20 protein-coding genes are annotated in these 15,937 nt (G+C 62.7%); 11 read left to right on the top strand and 9 right to left on the bottom strand.

The window, feature by feature from the left end:
* Window positions 1-129: 129 nt before the first annotated feature.
* From QRN04_RS08335 to QRN04_RS08325, 3 genes are all read left to right on the top strand, one after another.
* Window positions 130-1,278, top strand: a complete 1,149-nt coding sequence (locus tag QRN04_RS08335) for a 3-deoxy-7-phosphoheptulonate synthase (protein WP_284975546.1) — start codon at window positions 130-132, stop codon at window positions 1,276-1,278.
* A gap of 253 nt (window positions 1,279-1,531) precedes the next feature.
* Entirely contained in the window at window positions 1,532-1,744 is a 213-nt protein-coding gene (locus tag QRN04_RS08330) for a helix-turn-helix domain-containing protein (RefSeq protein WP_017199160.1), read from the top strand.
* Between the two features lie 173 nt (window positions 1,745-1,917).
* Window positions 1,918-2,016 (top strand): 30S ribosomal protein bS22, encoded by a 99-nt coding sequence (locus QRN04_RS08325; protein WP_003792170.1) that lies wholly within the window; start codon window positions 1,918-1,920, stop codon window positions 2,014-2,016.
* A gap of 81 nt (window positions 2,017-2,097) precedes the next feature.
* Here QRN04_RS08325 and QRN04_RS08320 read toward each other — a convergent pair whose 3' ends face one another.
* Window positions 2,098-2,916 (bottom strand): HAD family hydrolase, encoded by an 819-nt coding sequence (locus QRN04_RS08320; protein WP_284975545.1) that lies wholly within the window; start codon window positions 2,914-2,916, stop codon window positions 2,098-2,100.
* A gap of 106 nt (window positions 2,917-3,022) precedes the next feature.
* Here QRN04_RS08320 and QRN04_RS08315 point away from each other — a divergent pair, with 106 nt between their 5' ends.
* Both QRN04_RS08315 and QRN04_RS08310 read left to right on the top strand, forming a co-directional pair.
* On the top strand, window positions 3,023-3,277 hold the full coding sequence (locus QRN04_RS08315) for a glutaredoxin family protein (RefSeq protein WP_284975544.1): 255 nt from the start codon (window positions 3,023-3,025) through the stop codon (window positions 3,275-3,277).
* A 75-nt stretch (window positions 3,278-3,352) separates the two neighbouring features.
* Window positions 3,353-4,087 (top strand): redox-sensing transcriptional repressor Rex, encoded by a 735-nt coding sequence (locus QRN04_RS08310; RefSeq protein ID WP_502868773.1) that lies wholly within the window; start codon window positions 3,353-3,355, stop codon window positions 4,085-4,087.
* A 34-nt stretch (window positions 4,088-4,121) separates the two neighbouring features.
* Here QRN04_RS08310 and QRN04_RS08305 read toward each other — a convergent pair whose 3' ends face one another.
* From QRN04_RS08305 to QRN04_RS08295, 3 genes are all read right to left on the bottom strand, one after another.
* On the bottom strand, window positions 4,122-4,901 hold the full coding sequence (locus QRN04_RS08305) for a hypothetical protein (RefSeq protein WP_284975542.1): 780 nt from the start codon (window positions 4,899-4,901) through the stop codon (window positions 4,122-4,124).
* Between the two features lie 215 nt (window positions 4,902-5,116).
* On the bottom strand, window positions 5,117-5,815 hold the full coding sequence (locus tag QRN04_RS08300; RefSeq protein ID WP_284975541.1) for a hypothetical protein: 699 nt from the start codon (window positions 5,813-5,815) through the stop codon (window positions 5,117-5,119).
* A 166-nt stretch (window positions 5,816-5,981) separates the two neighbouring features.
* On the bottom strand, window positions 5,982-6,533 hold the full coding sequence (locus QRN04_RS08295; protein WP_284975601.1) for a YceI family protein: 552 nt from the start codon (window positions 6,531-6,533) through the stop codon (window positions 5,982-5,984).
* Window positions 6,534-6,746: 213 nt separating this feature from the next.
* Between QRN04_RS08295 and QRN04_RS08290 the strand changes: the two genes are divergently transcribed.
* From QRN04_RS08290 to ccsB, 5 genes are read left to right on the top strand one after another with little or no spacing between them, the layout of a single operon-like run.
* Window positions 6,747-7,412 (top strand): histidine phosphatase family protein, encoded by a 666-nt coding sequence (locus QRN04_RS08290; RefSeq protein WP_284975540.1) that lies wholly within the window; start codon window positions 6,747-6,749, stop codon window positions 7,410-7,412.
* Between the two features lie 2 nt (window positions 7,413-7,414).
* Entirely contained in the window at window positions 7,415-8,020 is a 606-nt protein-coding gene (locus QRN04_RS08285; protein WP_284975539.1) for a TlpA family protein disulfide reductase, read from the top strand.
* 4 nt (window positions 8,021-8,024) lie between these two features.
* Window positions 8,025-8,780, top strand: coding sequence for a cytochrome c biogenesis CcdA family protein (locus QRN04_RS08280; protein ID WP_284975538.1), 756 nt, complete (start codon window positions 8,025-8,027; stop codon window positions 8,778-8,780).
* Complete coding sequence (resB, locus tag QRN04_RS08275; RefSeq protein ID WP_284975537.1) at window positions 8,780-10,519, top strand: cytochrome c biogenesis protein ResB; 1,740 nt, start codon at window positions 8,780-8,782, stop codon at window positions 10,517-10,519. Before QRN04_RS08280 ends, resB begins: the two co-directional genes overlap by 1 nt.
* Window positions 10,519-11,580: a c-type cytochrome biogenesis protein CcsB gene (gene ccsB / locus QRN04_RS08270; RefSeq protein WP_284975536.1), complete on the top strand. Its 1,062-nt coding sequence runs from the start codon at window positions 10,519-10,521 to the stop codon at window positions 11,578-11,580. The genes resB and ccsB overlap by 1 nt, the downstream gene beginning before the upstream one ends.
* 31 nt (window positions 11,581-11,611) lie before the next feature.
* Here ccsB and QRN04_RS08265 read toward each other — a convergent pair whose 3' ends face one another.
* Window positions 11,612-11,980: a PLD nuclease N-terminal domain-containing protein gene (locus QRN04_RS08265; protein ID WP_284975535.1), complete on the bottom strand. Its 369-nt coding sequence runs from the start codon at window positions 11,978-11,980 to the stop codon at window positions 11,612-11,614.
* A gap of 88 nt (window positions 11,981-12,068) precedes the next feature.
* On the opposite strand from QRN04_RS08265, the gene QRN04_RS08260 reads away from it, so the two are divergent.
* Entirely contained in the window at window positions 12,069-12,377 is a 309-nt protein-coding gene (locus QRN04_RS08260; protein ID WP_284975534.1) for a DUF4229 domain-containing protein, read from the top strand.
* Window positions 12,378-12,419: 42 nt separating this feature from the next.
* Here the strand turns inward: QRN04_RS08260 and QRN04_RS08255 are convergent, their stop codons facing one another.
* The 4 genes from QRN04_RS08255 to QRN04_RS08240 all read right to left on the bottom strand — a co-directional run bounded on the left by QRN04_RS08255 (window position 12,420) and on the right by QRN04_RS08240 (window position 15,933).
* The gene (locus tag QRN04_RS08255) at window positions 12,420-13,301 is read right to left on the bottom strand and encodes a 1,4-dihydroxy-2-naphthoate polyprenyltransferase (protein ID WP_284975533.1); all 882 of its coding nucleotides are present in this window, start codon (window positions 13,299-13,301) and stop codon (window positions 12,420-12,422) included.
* A gap of 62 nt (window positions 13,302-13,363) precedes the next feature.
* Entirely contained in the window at window positions 13,364-14,500 is a 1,137-nt protein-coding gene (locus QRN04_RS08250; protein ID WP_284975532.1) for an AMP-binding protein, read from the bottom strand.
* An 8-nt stretch (window positions 14,501-14,508) separates the two neighbouring features.
* Complete coding sequence (locus QRN04_RS08245; RefSeq protein ID WP_284975531.1) at window positions 14,509-15,474, bottom strand: 1,4-dihydroxy-2-naphthoyl-CoA synthase; 966 nt, start codon at window positions 15,472-15,474, stop codon at window positions 14,509-14,511.
* Between the two features lie 21 nt (window positions 15,475-15,495).
* Window positions 15,496-15,933, bottom strand: a complete 438-nt coding sequence (locus tag QRN04_RS08240) for a VOC family protein (RefSeq protein WP_284975530.1) — start codon at window positions 15,931-15,933, stop codon at window positions 15,496-15,498.
* Window positions 15,934-15,937: the final 4 nt, after the last annotated feature.

Raw genomic sequence — 15,937 nt, 5'->3', positions numbered from 1 at the left:
GGGCCCGCGTCTAACTGACACGCATCCAACTTTCCTTCAGAGCCAACAGGGCAGAGATCATTCTCTGCCCTTTGCCATATCCGGCGGGTTCTGAGACGGGACCCGCTCCGCACCGGACAGGACCCAGACATGACCAGCATCGCCGCCGAATCCCCTGAATCGCTCCATGCCGCCGAACCCACAGAGGCAAAGCAGCCCGCCACCTCCAATCTGCGGGTGGCCCGTTTCGAACCGCTTCCGGCACCCCAGGACCTCATCGCTGAGCTGCCGCTGGACGGCCACTCAGCTGCCGTCGTCGACCGTGGCCGCGACCAGGTCCGTGCCATCATGGACGGCGTGGACGATCGCCTCCTGGTGATCGTGGGCCCGTGCTCCATCCATGACCCCAAGGCGGGCCTCGAATACGCCCGACGGTTGGTCAGCCAAGCGGAGAAGCACAAGGCCGACCTGCTCATCGTCATGCGGACTTACTTCGAGAAGCCCCGCACCACCGTCGGCTGGAAGGGCCTGATCAATGATCCCCACCTGGACGGCAGCCACGACATTGCCGCGGGCTTGCGTGCCGCTCGCGGCTTCCTGAAGCAGGTCACGGCACTGGGCTTGCCCACGGCCACCGAGTTCCTCGAGCCCATCAGCCCGCAATACATGGCGGATCTCGTTTCGTGGGGCGCAATCGGCGCGCGCACCACCGAAAGCCAGATCCACCGCCAGCTTGCCTCCGGCCTTTCCATGCCCATCGGTTTCAAGAACGGTACCGACGGAGACCTCCAAGTGGCCATTGACGCATGCGGTGCATCTGCTGCTGAGCAAGCCTTCCTGGGAATCGACGACGGCGGCCGGGCAGCCCTGGTGGCGACCTCCGGCAACCCGGACACCCATGTGATCCTGCGCGGCGGACGCAAGGGCCCAAACTACTCGCAGGAGCACGTCGCCGCGGCGTCGTCCAAGCTGGCGGCCAAGGGACTGAACCCGCGACTGATCGTGGACGCCAGCCATGCCAACAGCGGCAAGAGCCACCACCGGCAGGCCGAAGTTGCCTTGGAAATCGGCGCCCAGCTGGAGGCAGCGGAGACCTCGCCGATTGCCGGCGTCATGCTGGAGAGCTTCCTCGTGGGCGGAGCCCAGAACTTGGATACCGCCAAGCAGTTGGCCGGGGAACAGGAGCTGACGTACGGGCAGAGTGTCACGGATGCCTGCATGGAATGGGACGTCACGGCATCGGTGTTGGAGCAGCTCGCAGCCTCGGCCCGGAAGCGTCGGCAGGCTACCGCGGAGTAGGACTCTGGGGCCCGGTCCGCGCGGCCCGTTTCGTGGGTTTGCTGCGCAAAGTGCCGTGCGCTCGGCCTTCCACGCAGCGATCCCCCGTTCCGGGAACGTCCTGCTCCCGGAGTCGTGTCCCACTTGTCGGAAATGCTTTCACATTGGCCCCAGCAGCCTCTAGAGTATCTATCACAGGGTTGTTTGATGGCTCAGCATCGGCACACCGTCTATCTGGGGTGTCCTACTGGCTGAGAGCAAAGGAATATGGGAAATGTCCGCGGAGACTAACTTCTCGAATGCGCGTTTCATGACGGTGGCTGAAGTGGCCGACGTTCTTCGCGTTTCCAAAATGACCGTGTATCGATTGGTGCACTCAGGGGAAATGCCCGCCGTCAGGTTCGGCCGCTCCTTCCGTGTCCCGGAGGAAGCAGTTGCACAGTACCTCAAGGGTGCTGTTGTTGACGGGCAATCCGAGACTGCCTGAGACCGCATGTTCCGTCCGGGCTTTGCTGCGCGGACGGTGGTCACAGAGTGCCCCGTGAAAGCGGTACCCTGTTAAGGAACGTTTTACGTCAATGTAAGAATCTGTCAGTTGTACTGTCTGCTTCCGCGGATGCGTTCCAACAGACAGGACCTTCTAGTTTGTAAGGAACTTTCGTGGGTTCAGTTATTAAGAAGCGCCGCAAGCGTATGGCCAAGAAGAAGCACCGCAAGCTGCTTCGCAAGACACGCCACCAGCGTCGCAACAAGAAGTAGGGATACTTCATCAAGCGTGAATGCCCGTTGCCTTTCGAGGCGGCGGGCATTTTTGCGTCTACCCGCCCATGCCGGCGAGGGCTAAGGCCGCGGGCCGCGGAACCTTGAGAAGCCCCGCCATAGGCCGTAGATCGCCCCGCCGACGGTAGCTGCCTTAAGCCCCAGGGTCGCGGCACGGCGCCCCGCGCGGTAGTCATAGACAGGCCAGTTGTTGTCGCGGGCGTGCCGGCGAAGCTTTCCATCGGGGTTGATAACTACTGGGTGCCCCACCATGGTCAACAAGGGGATGTCATTGGCGGAATCGCTGTAGGCCCAGCAATGATCGAGGTCCAGTCCTTCGCGCTCCGCCACGAGTTGTACTGCCACGGCCTTCGCCGGACCATGCAGGATGTCGCCCACCAGCTTACCGGTGTACATCCCGTCGCTGACTTCGCCCACGGTACCGAGTGCGCCCGTGAGTCCGAGCCTCGTGGAGATGACAGTAGCAACCTCAACCGGAGTGGCTGTCACAAGCCACACCTTCCGGCCTACTCGGAGGTGCTGTTCGGCGAGAGCCTTGGTTCCGGGCCAGATCCGCGATTCGATCATTTCGTCGTACACTTCTTCGCCCAGGGCCTTGATGTCTTCCACCGAGATCCCGGCCGCGAGAGTCAGCGCCGAATCGCGCACGGCATGGACATCTTGCAACGTCTCGCCGCGCATGACGAACTTGAATTGTTTCCACGCGAAACCGGCTGCCTGACTGAGCGTGAAGGCTTTGCGCTCGTACATCTTGCGCGCCACGTGGAAAAGGCTCGCGCCCTTCATGAGGGTGTTGTCCACGTCGAAGAAGGCCGCTTCCCCTGTGTGCTTCTGCAGTTGCGCGTCTGCGACCACAGCGGCGTTCTTCTCCTCGGGCATGCCTTGAGTCTAGTCAATTGCCGGGTCCCCGTGCTTCGCCGCACTGGAGCGCGAGCGGTGGGCATGAGATGGGCGTGGGAGAGGGTGGTGGGGATACCGTTGAGGCATGGTCATTCCCGACGTCGTTCTCCTCACCAAAGCTGACTGCCACCTATGCGCCGAGGCGCGTACCGCCGTCGAGCGTGTCACCGCGGCGCTGGGCGTCCCGTGGGCGGAGCGAAGGATCGACGACGACGCCGGGTTGCAGGAGCAGTACGCGGAGGAGATTCCCGTGGTGTTGGTCGACGGCATCCAGCGTGATTTTTGGAAGATCGACGAACAAAGGTTGGCCCGGACCATCAAGAAGGCCATGGCACGCTGACCCTCCGATGCCGGGAGCAGCAGCTTTTGTTCAGTTTCACCGCGGAGCCATAGAGTGGAACAACGAAGCGATGCAATGGAGAGTACCGTGACTGCTCTGGAACCGTCCCCGGGAGCAGCAACCGAAGGCAACGATCCTGCCAGGAGGCAGATCCCGCCCGCGGCTGTGGCCCGGATGACCCTCTACTTGCGTGCGCTCAATTCCCTGCTGGCTGAGGGTGTGGAACGGGTGTCCTCGGAAGCACTGGCCGAGGCATCAGGCGTCAGCTCCTCCACCCTCCGCAAGGACCTTTCCTACGCAGGTTCGTACGGAACCCGCGGAGTGGGGTACGAGGTCCAGTACTTAAGCCGTCACGTTGCGGCTGCACTCGGACTGACACACGACTGGAAGGTCGCGATCGTCGGGGCCGGTAACCTCGGAAAAGCCCTTGCCAGGTATGGCGGTTTTGAGTCCAGGGGTTTCGACGTCGTGGCGATCTTCGACGCCGATCCCATGGTCATAGGTAACGAGGTGGGCTGGCTCCGTGTCAGTGATTCCGCCGAGCTCGAACGTGTCCTGGAACGGACCCACACAAACATGGTGGTGCTTGCACTTCCGGCCACGGTTGCCCAGGAAGTGTGCGACCGGGTGATAGCCGCGGGAATCAGGAGCATCCTCAGCTTCGCCCCTGTGCTCCTCCAGGTACCGCCGCACGTCAACCTGCGCAAGGTGGACATGGCCACGGAGCTGCAGATTCTGGCCTACCACGCACAGCGGGCGCAGACGCCGGGCCAGGCCGTTGAGCCAGAGCCGGGTCTCCGCCCGCGGTAGTTCGTTGCTGGATCGTTTGTTGCTGGGATGCTTCCTAGTTGCCGTACGGGTTCTGGAACGCACCACTGAACGGCTTCGCCTTGCGGAAGTACGGTGCCGACGACGGCAGGTACAGCAAGACGATGGCGGCGATACCCAAGAGGATCGTGATGGTGGTCAAGCCCAACTGCGCAAGCCCCAGCAGTGAAAGCGCGGCGAGGACCGTGCCCAGGATGCGTGCCCAATTCTTACCGCGCCGAATCTTGAAGGCAACCAAAGTGTAGAGGCCGATCATGATGATGGAAATGATGACCAGGAACGTAATCGCCAAGTTGATGAGGTTGCTCACTGTAACCGCGGGATCCTGCGTGCCCTGAGCTTGGATTGCCTGTTCCACCATCGATTGGCCAGCGCTGGAATTGAGCATGACGATGGTGAGCGGTAGCGAAATCAGCGTCAGGAGAGCGCAACCAAGGAGCATCCAGAAGGAGACGTTGACCAGCTGGGGCACGCCCGTTGCGGATGCTGCTGCTTCACTGGGCCAGCTCATCGGTTGGTTGTACATCGGTGCCGTGGGCTGGGAGACCTGGCCGTATTGCGGCGCTGGGGGCGGGGAGGCCTGGCCGTACTGTGGCGCTGGCGGCGGGGAAGCTTGGCCGTATTGCGGCGCGGCGGGCGGCGGGGAAGCCTGCCCGTACTGTGGCGCGGGCGGAGGGGAGACCTGACCGTACTGCGGGGCAGGGGGCGGGGACGCCTGACCGTACTGTGGGGCGCCCGGTGGCTGGGGGTGGTTGGTGTCGCCCGGGTTGGTGGGCGGGAGGGGCGGGTTGCTCATGGCATTCCTTTGCTCGTTCGACTGCTGGTTCGGCCGCCGGGATCAGCAAAACGACCCTGCCCCCAGCGTGGTTCTGATTCCACCGTACCCCCCTGCGCTGAGCGTGTTCGTGATCCCACGCACCTTTTCCGCCGTCGTCGCAAAATCATCATGAAAGGCGTACTTCCACGATGAAGGCCGCAGCCGTCCGGGGACGGCCGCGGCCTTGCGCTCTCTTAGACGAAGTGCTTCTGGGAATCAGGAAGCCACATCATGACTGCGCCAACCACCGCGGCCAACGATCCAAGAAGACCCAAGTTGAATGTGATGAGAAGGAAAAGGAGAGACAGGACAGCAAAGCCACCTAAAATCGATAGAACCAGTCGGGACCAACGGGCGCCTTCCTTGAGACGTATGGCGACGAAGATATACACCGCAGCTAGGACTAGCGCGAAGACGAGATTGGCGATACCAGCGCCGACCGCGAGTCCCCCGAAGATATCGCGGTAGACAAAGATGTTTACAAAACTCGTCAAGATCCCTAGCACGGCGGCCGCAACCCAAAGCCAGTACGATATGACCAAAGTTTGGGGCACTCCTCTGGTATCCCGGAACCGTTGGGCGATGTTATTGAAATCCAAGCCGAAAACATTCCGTGGTGGAGCGCTGTAGCCCAAGCCGTAGGGGGGTGCAGGATTGTGGGTAGCGGGAGGTCCGTAGGTGGGCTGTCCCGGCGCGGGCTGCGAGTACTGCTGTCCGGGCGAGGGCTGGCCCATTCCGGGCTGCTGCGGAGGCTCGTAACCCGGAGGTGGCTGGTAACCCGGGGGCGGTTGGTAGCCCTGCGGAGGCTGGTAACCCGCAGGAGGAACATTGCCTGGCTGCGGAGGCTCGGAGCCGGGCTGCTGTGGCTGGGGTGCTTCATCTGGGGTACTCATGGCATCACTGTAGACCGCGGGTTGAGGGTTGCATAGGCAATTTTGAGCCAATTCGCAGGTAACTACAGGCTGTTTGCCGAACAATCGGCAAGTGCTCTTGGGAAATGAGAAACGACGCCCCCACCAGCCGTTGGCTGCGCGGGGGCGTCGTCGAAAATGCGGCTGCTTATGCGGCTGCCGGTGCGATGAACGCGAGTTCCAGGTTGATGACTACCTTGTCGCTGACCAGCACGCCACCGGCTTCGAGGACGGCGTTCCAGGTGAGGCCGAAGTCCTTGCGGCTGATGGTGGTTTCGCCGGAGACGCCGGCGCGGGTGTTACCGAAGGGATCGACGGCGACGCCGTTGAATTCGGTTTCGATGGAAACTTCCTTGGTCACACCCTTGATGGTGAGATCGCCCACGAGGTCAAAGCTGTTGCCGTTGGACTTGACGTGGCGGGAAACGAACGTGATTTCCGGGAACTTCTCCACATCGAAGAAGTCCTCGCCCTTGACGTGTCCGTCGCGGTTGACGTCGCCCGAGTCGAAGCTGGCGGTCCGAATGGTCGCGGTGACTTTGGAATCGATCAGGGTCTCACCGAGTTCCAAGGTTGCTTCGGCATCCTTGAACTGGCCGCGTACCTTGCTGATACCTGCGTGGCGAACGGTGAAGCCGATTTCGCTGTGCGAGGCGTCAAGGGTCCAGGTGCCGGTGGTGACGTCAGCGGGAAGGGTCATCATGGTGTTGCTCCTATGGGTAGTGGTAGGTACTGCTTGCTCGACGCTTGCGATGCTTCCTGTTTACTTGAAAGATCAACCGAGCTTCGTACCCAGTATAAACATGCATATGCATCTTTTATTCCAACTCCACGGAACATTTCGGGAAATTTCTGAGTTCTACTAGATGTAGAAGATTTCGGATCGCCCCGCTTCTTTGAGAAACTGGTAAACATGCCCCAAGCAACTGTCCATCTGCTTCGCCATGGCGAGGTCCACAACCCCGATGGCGTCCTCTATGGCCGGCTGCCGGAATTTCATCTCTCCGAACGCGGCCGGGACATGGCGCGGATGCTGGCCGAGCACTTCGTTGCGCGCGCCACCGCAGGCGCCAAGATCTCGTATTTGGCTGCGTCGCCGCTGACGCGCGCCCAAGAGACGGCGATGCCCACGTCCGAGGCACTCGGCCTGGAGATTCATACAGAACCGCGCATCATTGAAGCTGAGAACCACTTTCAGGGACTCCACCCCACCAAAGCCGAGTTCCTCAAACCCAAGCACTGGTGGTACTTCCGGAACCCGCTGCAGCCTTCCTGGGGCGAACCATACAAACAGCAAGCAGCCCGCGTCCTTGCGGCAGTGCAGGACGCCCGGATTGCGGCCATCCACTTGGCCGGAGATGGCGCCGAAGCAATCCTGGTCAGCCACCAGTTGCCTATTTGGGCTACGAAGTTGACCGCGGAGGGGCGCAGTTTGGCCCACGACCCCCGTAAGCGGGAGTGCACGCTCGCGTCCTTGACGTCCCTCGTGTTCGACGACGCCGGCAAGATTATCCGCGTCGACTACAGCGAACCTGCAGCCGTTCTTCTTCCCGGTGCAGCCAGCACCCCGGGAGCATAGCCATGGACAACACTTTTTCGCGCCGCGGGGTCCTGGCCGCCGGGGGAGTCCTGCTCGCCGGCTTGGCAGTGGGACTTTCGGCCTGCGCGCAGCCCGACTCCTTGGCCGAGCAGGCCAAGAAAGGCGACAACAAGAACTACGTCGCCGGGGACGGATCAGTGACCGAGTTCGCCAAGGCCGATCGCACGGCCCCGGTTGCCCTCAAGGGCACCCTCTTCGACGGGACCGCCGTCGAACCCGGGGTGCTCAAAGGCAAAGTCACCGTACTGAACTTCTGGTTCGCAGCCTGTGCTCCCTGCCGTGTGGAGGCGCCACAGCTTGAAGCCCTCCACCAGGAATTCAAGGGCCAAGGCGTCCAGTTCTTCGGTGTCAACCTGAGGGACGAGAAGGCGACGGCGGACGCTTTCGATAAGACTTTCAGCCTCACCTACCCGAGTTTCGATGACAAAGACGGTGCCGTGCTGCTCTCGGTGTCCGGAATCGTCCCTCCGGGTGCAGTGCCCACCACGCTGGTCCTGGACAAGGATGGCAGGGTGGCATCGCGCGTCCTCGGCGGAATCGAAAAGGGCACGCTTAAGGCACTCATCACCTCAGCAGTGGCTGAGTAGGCTCATGAACAGTCCTTTCGCTGAAACGATCCTGAACGGCTCGCTGTTGCTGGCCGTGCCGGTGGCGTTGCTGGCAGGACTTGTCTCGTTCCTTTCACCCTGCGTGCTTCCCCTCGTTCCGGGCTACTTGGGCTACGTCACCGGCCTGACCGGCGTCGACCTTCAGAAGCAGCGGCGAGGCCGCATGTTGGCGGGAATCGGCCTGTTTGTTTTGGGCTTCTCCGTGATCTTCGTTCTCCTCGGCGGTGCGTTCGGGCAGCTGGGAACGTTGCTGACCGGAAGGCAGAACGCGTGGATCACGCAGCTGCTGGGTGTGTTGGTGATCGTCATGGGCGTTGTGTTCATGGGCGGTTTCGGGTGGTTGCAGCGGGACGCGAAGATCCACGCAAAGCCACCGGCAGGCCTGTGGGGCGCTCCGCTCCTGGGGTTGACCTTCGGCCTGGGATGGGCGCCCTGCATCGGACCGACGTACTCCGCGGTACAGTTACTGAGCCTGTCCGGTGGTTCGTCCGCCGCCAAAGGCGCCCTGCTCGCCTTCGCATACAGCCTCGGCCTGGGGATCCCATTCCTGGTGATTGCCTTGGCCGTGCGCCGGGGAATGGGCGTCATGTCCTTCTTCCGCAAACGCCGCCTGGCCATCCAGCGGCTCGGCGGAGGCATCTTGATTTTGCTCGGCGTCCTGATGGCCACAGGAGTGTGGGGGAGCTGGGTGACCCAGTTGCAGTACTGGTTCCAAACTGATGTGAAGTTGCCGATCTGATGAGCGAGTCTGTGAAAGCCAAGAAGAATTCCACCGCCGGTTACACGCCGGAAGCGCCCGAAGAGACCGGCAGCTCCGCGGTAGATCGTGCCAAGTCGGAGGCCGCACTGCCCGCGCTGGGTATCAAGGGAATGCTCCGATGGTCCTGGACCCAGTTGACCAGCATGCGCACCGCGTTGTTCCTGCTGCTGATGCTGGCGGTGGGCGCGGTCCCCGGTTCCCTGTTTCCCCAGCGGGCGGCCAACGCGGCAATCGTTACCCAGTACATCAAGGACCGGCCCACTATTGGGCCGATCATGGATGCGGTGCAGCTGTTCGACGTCTACTCGTCAGCGTGGTTCTCGGCAATCTACATCCTGCTCTTCATTTCCTTGATTGGCTGTGTGACTCCGCGGGCGATCGCCCATTACAAGGCTCTGAGGTCCAAGCCACCCCGGACCCCCAAGCGCCTTTCGCGCCTGCCGGAGTATGGCACGTTGGTGCTGCCGGCCGACGCCGGGATCCCGGCGTCGAAAGCCATCACCGATGCCGCCGGGCTGCTCAAGAAGCGCGGTTACCGTGTGGACATCAGGGACGCCGACGGCGCGCTGCCTTCCGTGGGTGCCGAGCGTGGCCTCATCAAGGAAGTGGGAAACCTGGTTTTCCACACCGCGCTGATCGGGGTGCTTGTCTCGGTGGCTGTGGGTGGGCTCTTTGGATACAGCGGCCAGCGGATCCTGGTGGAAGGTGACACTTTCGTCAACACGTTGGTGGGTTACGACCAGTTCACGCCCGGCTCCAACTTCCAAAGCGGCTGGCTGCAGCCGTACTCCGTTCAGCTCAACAGCTTCCAAGCCACCTTCGATCACGAGTCGCCGGGTAAGTTTGGCCAGCCCATCGATTACACAGCTGAGGTGACCACCAAGGAATCACCCGATGCGCCGGCCCAGAAGCAGGTCCTGAAGGTCAACGATCCCCTCTCCTTGGGCGGAACCAACATCTACCTCACAGGAAACGGTTACGCCCCCATGGTCACTGTCCGCGACGGGCAGGGCAACATCGCCCTGCAGGGACCGGTAGTGGCCAAGGTGCAAGGTGCCAACTATTATTCCTCGGTGGTCATCAAGGTGCCCGACGCCAAGCCGGATCAACTCGGCTTTGTTGGTTTCTTTCTTCCCACGGCCTTCGCCACTCAGGACGGGGTTTCCTTCAGCGGGGACCCGGAACTCCTTAACCCGCAGCTGAACCTGAGCTCGTTCTACGGCGATCTCGGCTTGGACAAGGGCGTGCCCCAAAACGTGTTCGAGCTGAACGTTGGAAACCTTAAGCCGCTCAACGGCCGCGGCCTCCCGAACAAGCCCATCACCCTTACTCCCGGCCACACCGTTACTTTGCCGGACGGCAAGGGCAGTATCACGTTCGATGGCGTCAGGAAGTACGTGGGCTTGGACGTCCACAACAACCCCGGCCAGCTGTATGCGCTGATCTTCGGGTTGCTGGCGGTTGCAGGCCTGGTGACGTCCCTGTACGTCAATCGCCGGAGGGTGTGGGTGCGAACCGGAACGCATGAAGATGGCCGCACTATGGTGGAATACGGACTGCTGGCCCGCGGTGAGGACCATCGCCTCGCGGGAGAGGCCGCAGCCTTGCGTGAACTTTTTGCCCGGGAATGGAATGTTGCCGGTGAGCCCGACACCACGAGCCCGGCTAACCCGGACGCCCCGAACGTCGTCTCTTCCTCAACCACGAAGGACCAGTAATGCCTGTCATCAACGAAACCCTGGGTCAGTACAGCGAGCTCTTCATGCTGCTGGCCGCCAGCACGTACACCGTGGCTTTCATCGCGTTCGCCTGGGACCTGGCCAAGAGCAGCAAGGCACTGCGCGCGATCGACCTCAAGGCAGCGGCAAACGCCGAGGCCGAGCGGGTGCCCGTGGCCGCCGGCCGCGCCGCCTTGGCAGGACCCGACGCCGGTGGGCCGGCCGGTCGTGCCGAGCGTCCGACGTCGGGCGTCACCGTTGAGGGTGGCACAGCGGCGGGGGACATGAGGTACACAGCCGCGCGCCGCGTCCCCGCCCGTGTGGCCGTCGCGCTGACCGTGTTGGGGGCCCTCATCCACGCAGCGGGTGTACTGACGCGCGCGTTCGGCGCCGGCCGCGTGCCGTGGGGAAACATGTACGAGTTCCTCACCACCGGAGCCTTCGTGGCCATCGCCGTATTCCTGGTGGTCCTCATCCGGCGTGACCTCCGGTTCCTCGGAACGTTCGTGGTGGGCCTGGCCATCATCATGCTGGTGTCGGCGTCAATTGCTTTCTGGACTCCTGTTGGCCACCTTGTTCCGGCCTTGCAGAGTTACTGGCTGATCATCCACGTTTCCATTGCGGTGCTGTCCTCGGCCTTGTTCACCTTGACGTTCGCGATGTCAGCGCTTCAGTTGGTGCAGTCGCACCGTCAGAAGAGCCTTGCCGCGGGGCGACCGGACAAGCTTGGCTTCATGCGCTTGGTACCGAACGCGCTGAGCTTGGAGAACCTGTCCTACCGGATCAACGCCGTCGCTTTTGTGGGCTGGACGTTCACGTTGATGTTTGGTGCCATCTGGGCAGAAAAGGCGTGGGGCCGCTTCTGGGGCTGGGACCCCAAGGAAGTATGGACGTTCGTGATCTGGGTTGTGTATGCCGGTTACCTGCACGCCCGTGCAACCCGTGGCTGGACCGGAACCCGAGCCGCATGGTTGTCGATCATCGGCTACGCCTGTGTCATCGTCAACTTCACGCTGGTAAACACGGTCCTCAACGGTTTGCACTCGTACTCGGGGCTGTAGGGCTTACCGGGCTCTTCTCCACCACCGGCGCTTAGTTCAACCCGTCGGTGTCTTGCGGTTCCTGGCCGCGCGCACGCTTCTCCTTGTCCCTTTTCGCTTTGAGTTGCCGCAGGCGCTGCTCTTCGGCTTGGTTCCGGCGCCGGATCTCGAGGTTTCGCAGGAACTCGGGGTCGTCGTCGGGCGCTGCGGGATAGTGGCGGGTGACTTGGGCTTCGGGCTTGCCGTAGGGCCGGCCAAAGATGAACCACAGAACCGCGCCAAGCAAGGGGAGCACGATCATGACCACGATCCAGGCGAGCTTGGGAAGACCGCGCGTGGCCCGTTTGTCGGTCCGGATCGCGTCCACCAAGGCGTAGACAAAGAAAACAAGAACGACGACGACGCCAACTACCCGGACCATGCACCAAGTCTAGTCTTCCAAGGCCCTTCACTGGGGGCGGATTTTGACGCCATCAGGCTGCTCCCAGTTGAACGGGTAAACTTGCAGGGTGGCTTTCCTGAAGTATTCCCTCATCCGTTTGGCACTGTTTGTGCCGTTGTTCGTGCTGTTCGCTTTCCTGCAGGTGGGCTTGGTGGCAGCGGCGGTGTTTGCCGGACTGGTGGCTTTCGCCCTTAGCTACCTTTTCTTCCAAAAGCAGCGGGATGCGGCCACCGCCGCAATGCGCGAGCGGCTTTCCGGCCGGGCAAAGCCCCTCCGGACCGCCGGTGAGGTGGAAGATGCCGCGGTTGAGGACAACCTGGTGGAGCAGAACCCCGAAATCGGAGTGAACAACGACAAACGGCCGGGCAACGCGTAGGCCGTATCAGCGCGGCTTATGTGCTCAGCGCGGCCGCAGGCCTCAGAAGCCGCGGCTCAAGATCAAGCCGATTGAGAAGAGAACGCTGTAACCGAGGTTGATCAGCCCGGTCTGTTTCAGCACCGGGATGAGGCTCTTGCGCTTCTTCCCGTTGATCATGAGCCACGCCGGCAACAGGCAGGCCGGGATCAGCAGCAGCACAATCAGCATCCACGGCTTGGCGGGAGCCAGGACGATCACCAGCAAGATCGCGACAGCGAGCATCAGCACATAGCTTTCGCGGGCGTGCCGGTCTCCCAAGCGCACGGCGAGCGTCCGTTTTCCGGCCGCGGCGTCCGTGGGAATATCCCTGACGTTATTGGCCATCAGCAGCGCGCAAGCGATCAGCCCTGTACCGATCGCGCCCACCACCGCAGCGACGCTGATCTGTCCGGCCTGCGTGTACGTGGTGCCAAGGGTGGCCACGAGCCCAAAGAACACGAAGACGAAAACGTCTCCCAGCCCCATGTAGCCGTAGGGGTTCTTGCCGCCGGTGTAACCCCACGCGGCCAGGACGCAGCCAATGCCTACCAGGATCAGCCACCACGATTGGGTAATGATCACCAAGATCAGTCCGCAGATCATCGCCGCACCGAACAAGCCAAACGCTGCCCACTTCACGTGCTCGGGCTTAGCCGCACCGGATCCAACCAGGCGAAGGGGCCCAACGCGGTCTTCGTCCGTGCCACGGATTCCGTCCGAATAATCGTTGGCGTAGTTCACGCCCACCTGCAGCAGGAGCGCCACAAGTGCCGCCAGGATTGCGTTCAGTAGCCGGAACGCATGGAGCTCATACGCTGCTGCCGAACCGATCAGGACGGGCGCGATAGCCGCGGGCAGTGTGCGGAGCCGGGCCCCTTGAATCCATTGTGCAGCTGTCGCCACGTGCAGTACCTCGTGTATTTCGCGATTGATCGTCGGGTGGAGTTCGTGAGGGAAGAACGTGTCTATTGTCCCCGATGGAGGGCGGAAAGCCGTTCAATCATGGTTAGCCGGTCCGGTTTCCCATTGGGCAGCATCAGCAAGTCCCTGTCCACACACGCGGTCTTGGGCGCCAAGACGCCCAGCAAGTCCTCCCGGCGTGACATGACACGATGCAGTCCTTCTTCGCTGGGGTCGTCCAGGGCTAAGTATGCTGCCACGGCTTGGCCCCACTGCCGGGAGGGGACGCCGGCAACGAAAGCCGCTTTGACGCCGTCGAGCGTTTCCAACTTGCTTTGGATGTACGCGGCGGAACCTTTGACGCCGCCCGTGATGATGACGTCGTCCGCGCGGCCCAACACCGTGAGCTTGCCGTCGTCGGACAATTTGCCCAGGTCGCCGGTCACGTACCAGCGGATGCCGTCTTCTTCGAAGAACGCTTGGGTGGAGGCCTCGGCATCGAGGTAGCCCGCAGCCACGGTGTCACCGCCGAGCAGGACACGGCCCGCCAACTCAGCGGCCCCGATGCGCACCTCGACGCCGTCAAGCGGCGTGCCGTCGTAGACGCAGCCGCCGCAGGTTTCGGCCGAGCCGTAGGTGGTCACCACCGTCAGGCCTGCGTCCCGGGCAGCGGCAAGGAGCGCGGGGGTGGCAGGTGCGCCGCCCAGGAGGATTGCGTTGAAACGTCGCAGGACGGCCAGGGTTGCTGGCGCGGGAGAATCGAGGAGCCGTTGCAACTGCGTCGGCACCAAGGACGTGAAGCGGATCTTGTCCGTGAGTTCCTCTGCCGCGGCCGTGAAAGCCTCAGGAGTGAAGCCGTTCGACTGGTCCATCACCCACGGGCGGGTTCCGGCGTAGAGCGACCTGACCAGCACTTGGATTCCGGCCACGAACTGCAGGGGCAAGGCCAGTAGCCACTGCCCTTCGCCGCGGAGCGCCATGGCGGTGGCCACGGATGACGCCGCAAGGGCGTCCACGGTCAGGATGGTTGCCTTGGGAGTCCCTGTGGATCCAGAGGTGCGGACTACGACGGCGGCATCCTCGACTCCCGTTTCCACCGGGACCGCGGTCGGCTGGCCGTTTGCGCTAACAATAATTTCGACGGCGGGGCCCTCGCCCTCCAAGGCGGCTGCGAGTGCTTTGAGTACGGGCTCGATGTCCACGAGGTGTCCTAGAAGTAGTAGGGGAAGCTGGACCAGTCGGGGTCGCGCTTCTGGAGGAATGCTTCCTTGCCTTCCACGGCCTCGTCCGTCATATATGCCAACCGGGTGGCTTCGCCTGCGAATACCTGCTGCCCGGCCAGTCCGTCATCGGCCAGGTTGAACGCGAATTTGAGCATGCGGATGGCCTGCGGGGACTGTCGGGCAATGTCGGCCGCGTACTCGAGCGCCACCTCTTCGAGGCGCTCATGGTCTACAGCCTCGTTGACAGCGCCCATGCGGACCATGTCCTCGGCGGAATACTCGCGTGCAAGGAAGAAAATCTCCCGCGCTGCCTTCTGCCCGATTTGCCGGGCGAGCAGCGCCGAGCCGTATCCGGCGTCGAAACTTCCCACGGTGGCGTCGGTCTGCTTGAACTTACCGTGCTGGCGCGACGCAATGGTGAGGTCGCTGACCACGTGCAGGGAATGGCCGCCACCGGCTGCCCAACCGTTCACCACGGCGATGACTACCTTGGGCATGGTGCGCATGAGGCGCTGGACTTCCAGGATGTGGAGCCGGCCGGCGCGGGCAGGGTCGATATATTCTGCGGAATCCCCTGCGGCGCCCTCTACCTGGTAGCGGTATCCATCCCGGCCACGGATGCGCTGATCCCCTCCGGAACAGAACGAGTGGCCGCCGTCTTTCCCGGACGGGCCGTTGCCCGTGAGCAGGACCGTCGCGACGTCGGGCGTCATGCGGGCGTGGTCCATGGCGCGGTAAAGCTCGTCCACCGTGCCGGGACGGAAGGCGTTCCGAACTTCCGGCCGGTTGAACGCGATCCGGACCGTGGGCAGGTCCTTGACGATCGTTCCCGCCGCATCACGTTCCACCTGCCGGTGGTAGGTCATGTCCTTGAAGCCGTCAAAGCCGGAAACTGTGCGCCAGCGGACGGGGTCAAAGATGTCGGAAACCTTGGCAGGCAGATCGTTGTTCACAGTCCGAGTCTAGTAATGGCCTCAGCTGATGCAGAACTCGTTGCCTTCAGGGTCCGCCATGGTGTGCCACTCATGCGGCCCCTGCCTGGCCGTCCAGAGGTAGGTGGCGCCCCGGTCCTCAAGCTGTTTGCGGACCGCGTCCTTGTCCCGGCCATCGAGCCGGACATCCCAATGCACCCGGTTCTTGACGGACTTTTCGGCGGCATCCACTTGGAACAGGATCCGCCGGCCCTCCTTCTGGCCCAGCTCCCCAGCGGGCACGATCGCGCAGCCATCAGCCCACACGAGTTTGCCGTTGTGGGTGGTGGCCTGACCTTCGGTGGCGAAGCCCTGCTCGATCATGGACCGGATGGTGGACTCGGACTGCGGCTCTACCTGCCATTGAAGGGTCTCCGCCCACCAATCGGCGAGGGCGTGGGGGTCCTTGCAATCGACTACTACTTGGATGTTCAGTGCCATGCTT

Source organism: Arthrobacter sp. efr-133-TYG-104, from assembly GCF_030208915.1.
GTDB lineage: Bacteria > Actinomycetota > Actinomycetes > Actinomycetales > Micrococcaceae > Arthrobacter.
Note: the sequence above shows the minus strand (reverse complement) of the source record. Positions and strands in the feature narration are given on the sequence as shown.

Excerpts from the sequence above, each read along its gene's own strand:
- QRN04_RS08315 (WP_284975544.1), top strand. The coding sequence starts at position 3,023 with ATGGTCATTCCCGACGTCGTTCTCCTCACCAAAGCTGACTGCCACCTA.
- resB (WP_284975537.1), top strand. The coding sequence starts at position 8,780 with ATGAGCGAGTCTGTGAAAGCCAAGAAGAATTCCACCGCCGGTTACACG.
- QRN04_RS08300 (WP_284975541.1), bottom strand. The coding sequence starts at position 5,815 with ATGAGTACCCCAGATGAAGCACCCCAGCCACAGCAGCCCGGCTCCGAG.
- QRN04_RS08330 (WP_017199160.1), top strand. The coding sequence starts at position 1,532 with ATGTCCGCGGAGACTAACTTCTCGAATGCGCGTTTCATGACGGTGGCT.
- QRN04_RS08335 (WP_284975546.1), top strand. The coding sequence starts at position 130 with ATGACCAGCATCGCCGCCGAATCCCCTGAATCGCTCCATGCCGCCGAA.
- QRN04_RS08305 (WP_284975542.1), bottom strand. The coding sequence starts at position 4,901 with ATGAGCAACCCGCCCCTCCCGCCCACCAACCCGGGCGACACCAACCAC.
- QRN04_RS08240 (WP_284975530.1), bottom strand. The coding sequence starts at position 15,933 with ATGGCACTGAACATCCAAGTAGTAGTCGATTGCAAGGACCCCCACGCC.
- QRN04_RS08290 (WP_284975540.1), top strand. The coding sequence starts at position 6,747 with ATGCCCCAAGCAACTGTCCATCTGCTTCGCCATGGCGAGGTCCACAAC.
- QRN04_RS08310 (WP_502868773.1), top strand. The coding sequence starts at position 3,353 with ATGGAGAGTACCGTGACTGCTCTGGAACCGTCCCCGGGAGCAGCAACC.
- ccsB (WP_284975536.1), top strand. The coding sequence starts at position 10,519 with ATGCCTGTCATCAACGAAACCCTGGGTCAGTACAGCGAGCTCTTCATG.
- QRN04_RS08280 (WP_284975538.1), top strand. The coding sequence starts at position 8,025 with ATGAACAGTCCTTTCGCTGAAACGATCCTGAACGGCTCGCTGTTGCTG.
- QRN04_RS08320 (WP_284975545.1), bottom strand. The coding sequence starts at position 2,916 with ATGCCCGAGGAGAAGAACGCCGCTGTGGTCGCAGACGCGCAACTGCAG.
- QRN04_RS08295 (WP_284975601.1), bottom strand. The coding sequence starts at position 6,533 with ATGACCCTTCCCGCTGACGTCACCACCGGCACCTGGACCCTTGACGCC.
- QRN04_RS08285 (WP_284975539.1), top strand. The coding sequence starts at position 7,415 with ATGGACAACACTTTTTCGCGCCGCGGGGTCCTGGCCGCCGGGGGAGTC.
- QRN04_RS08265 (WP_284975535.1), bottom strand. The coding sequence starts at position 11,980 with ATGGTCCGGGTAGTTGGCGTCGTCGTCGTTCTTGTTTTCTTTGTCTAC.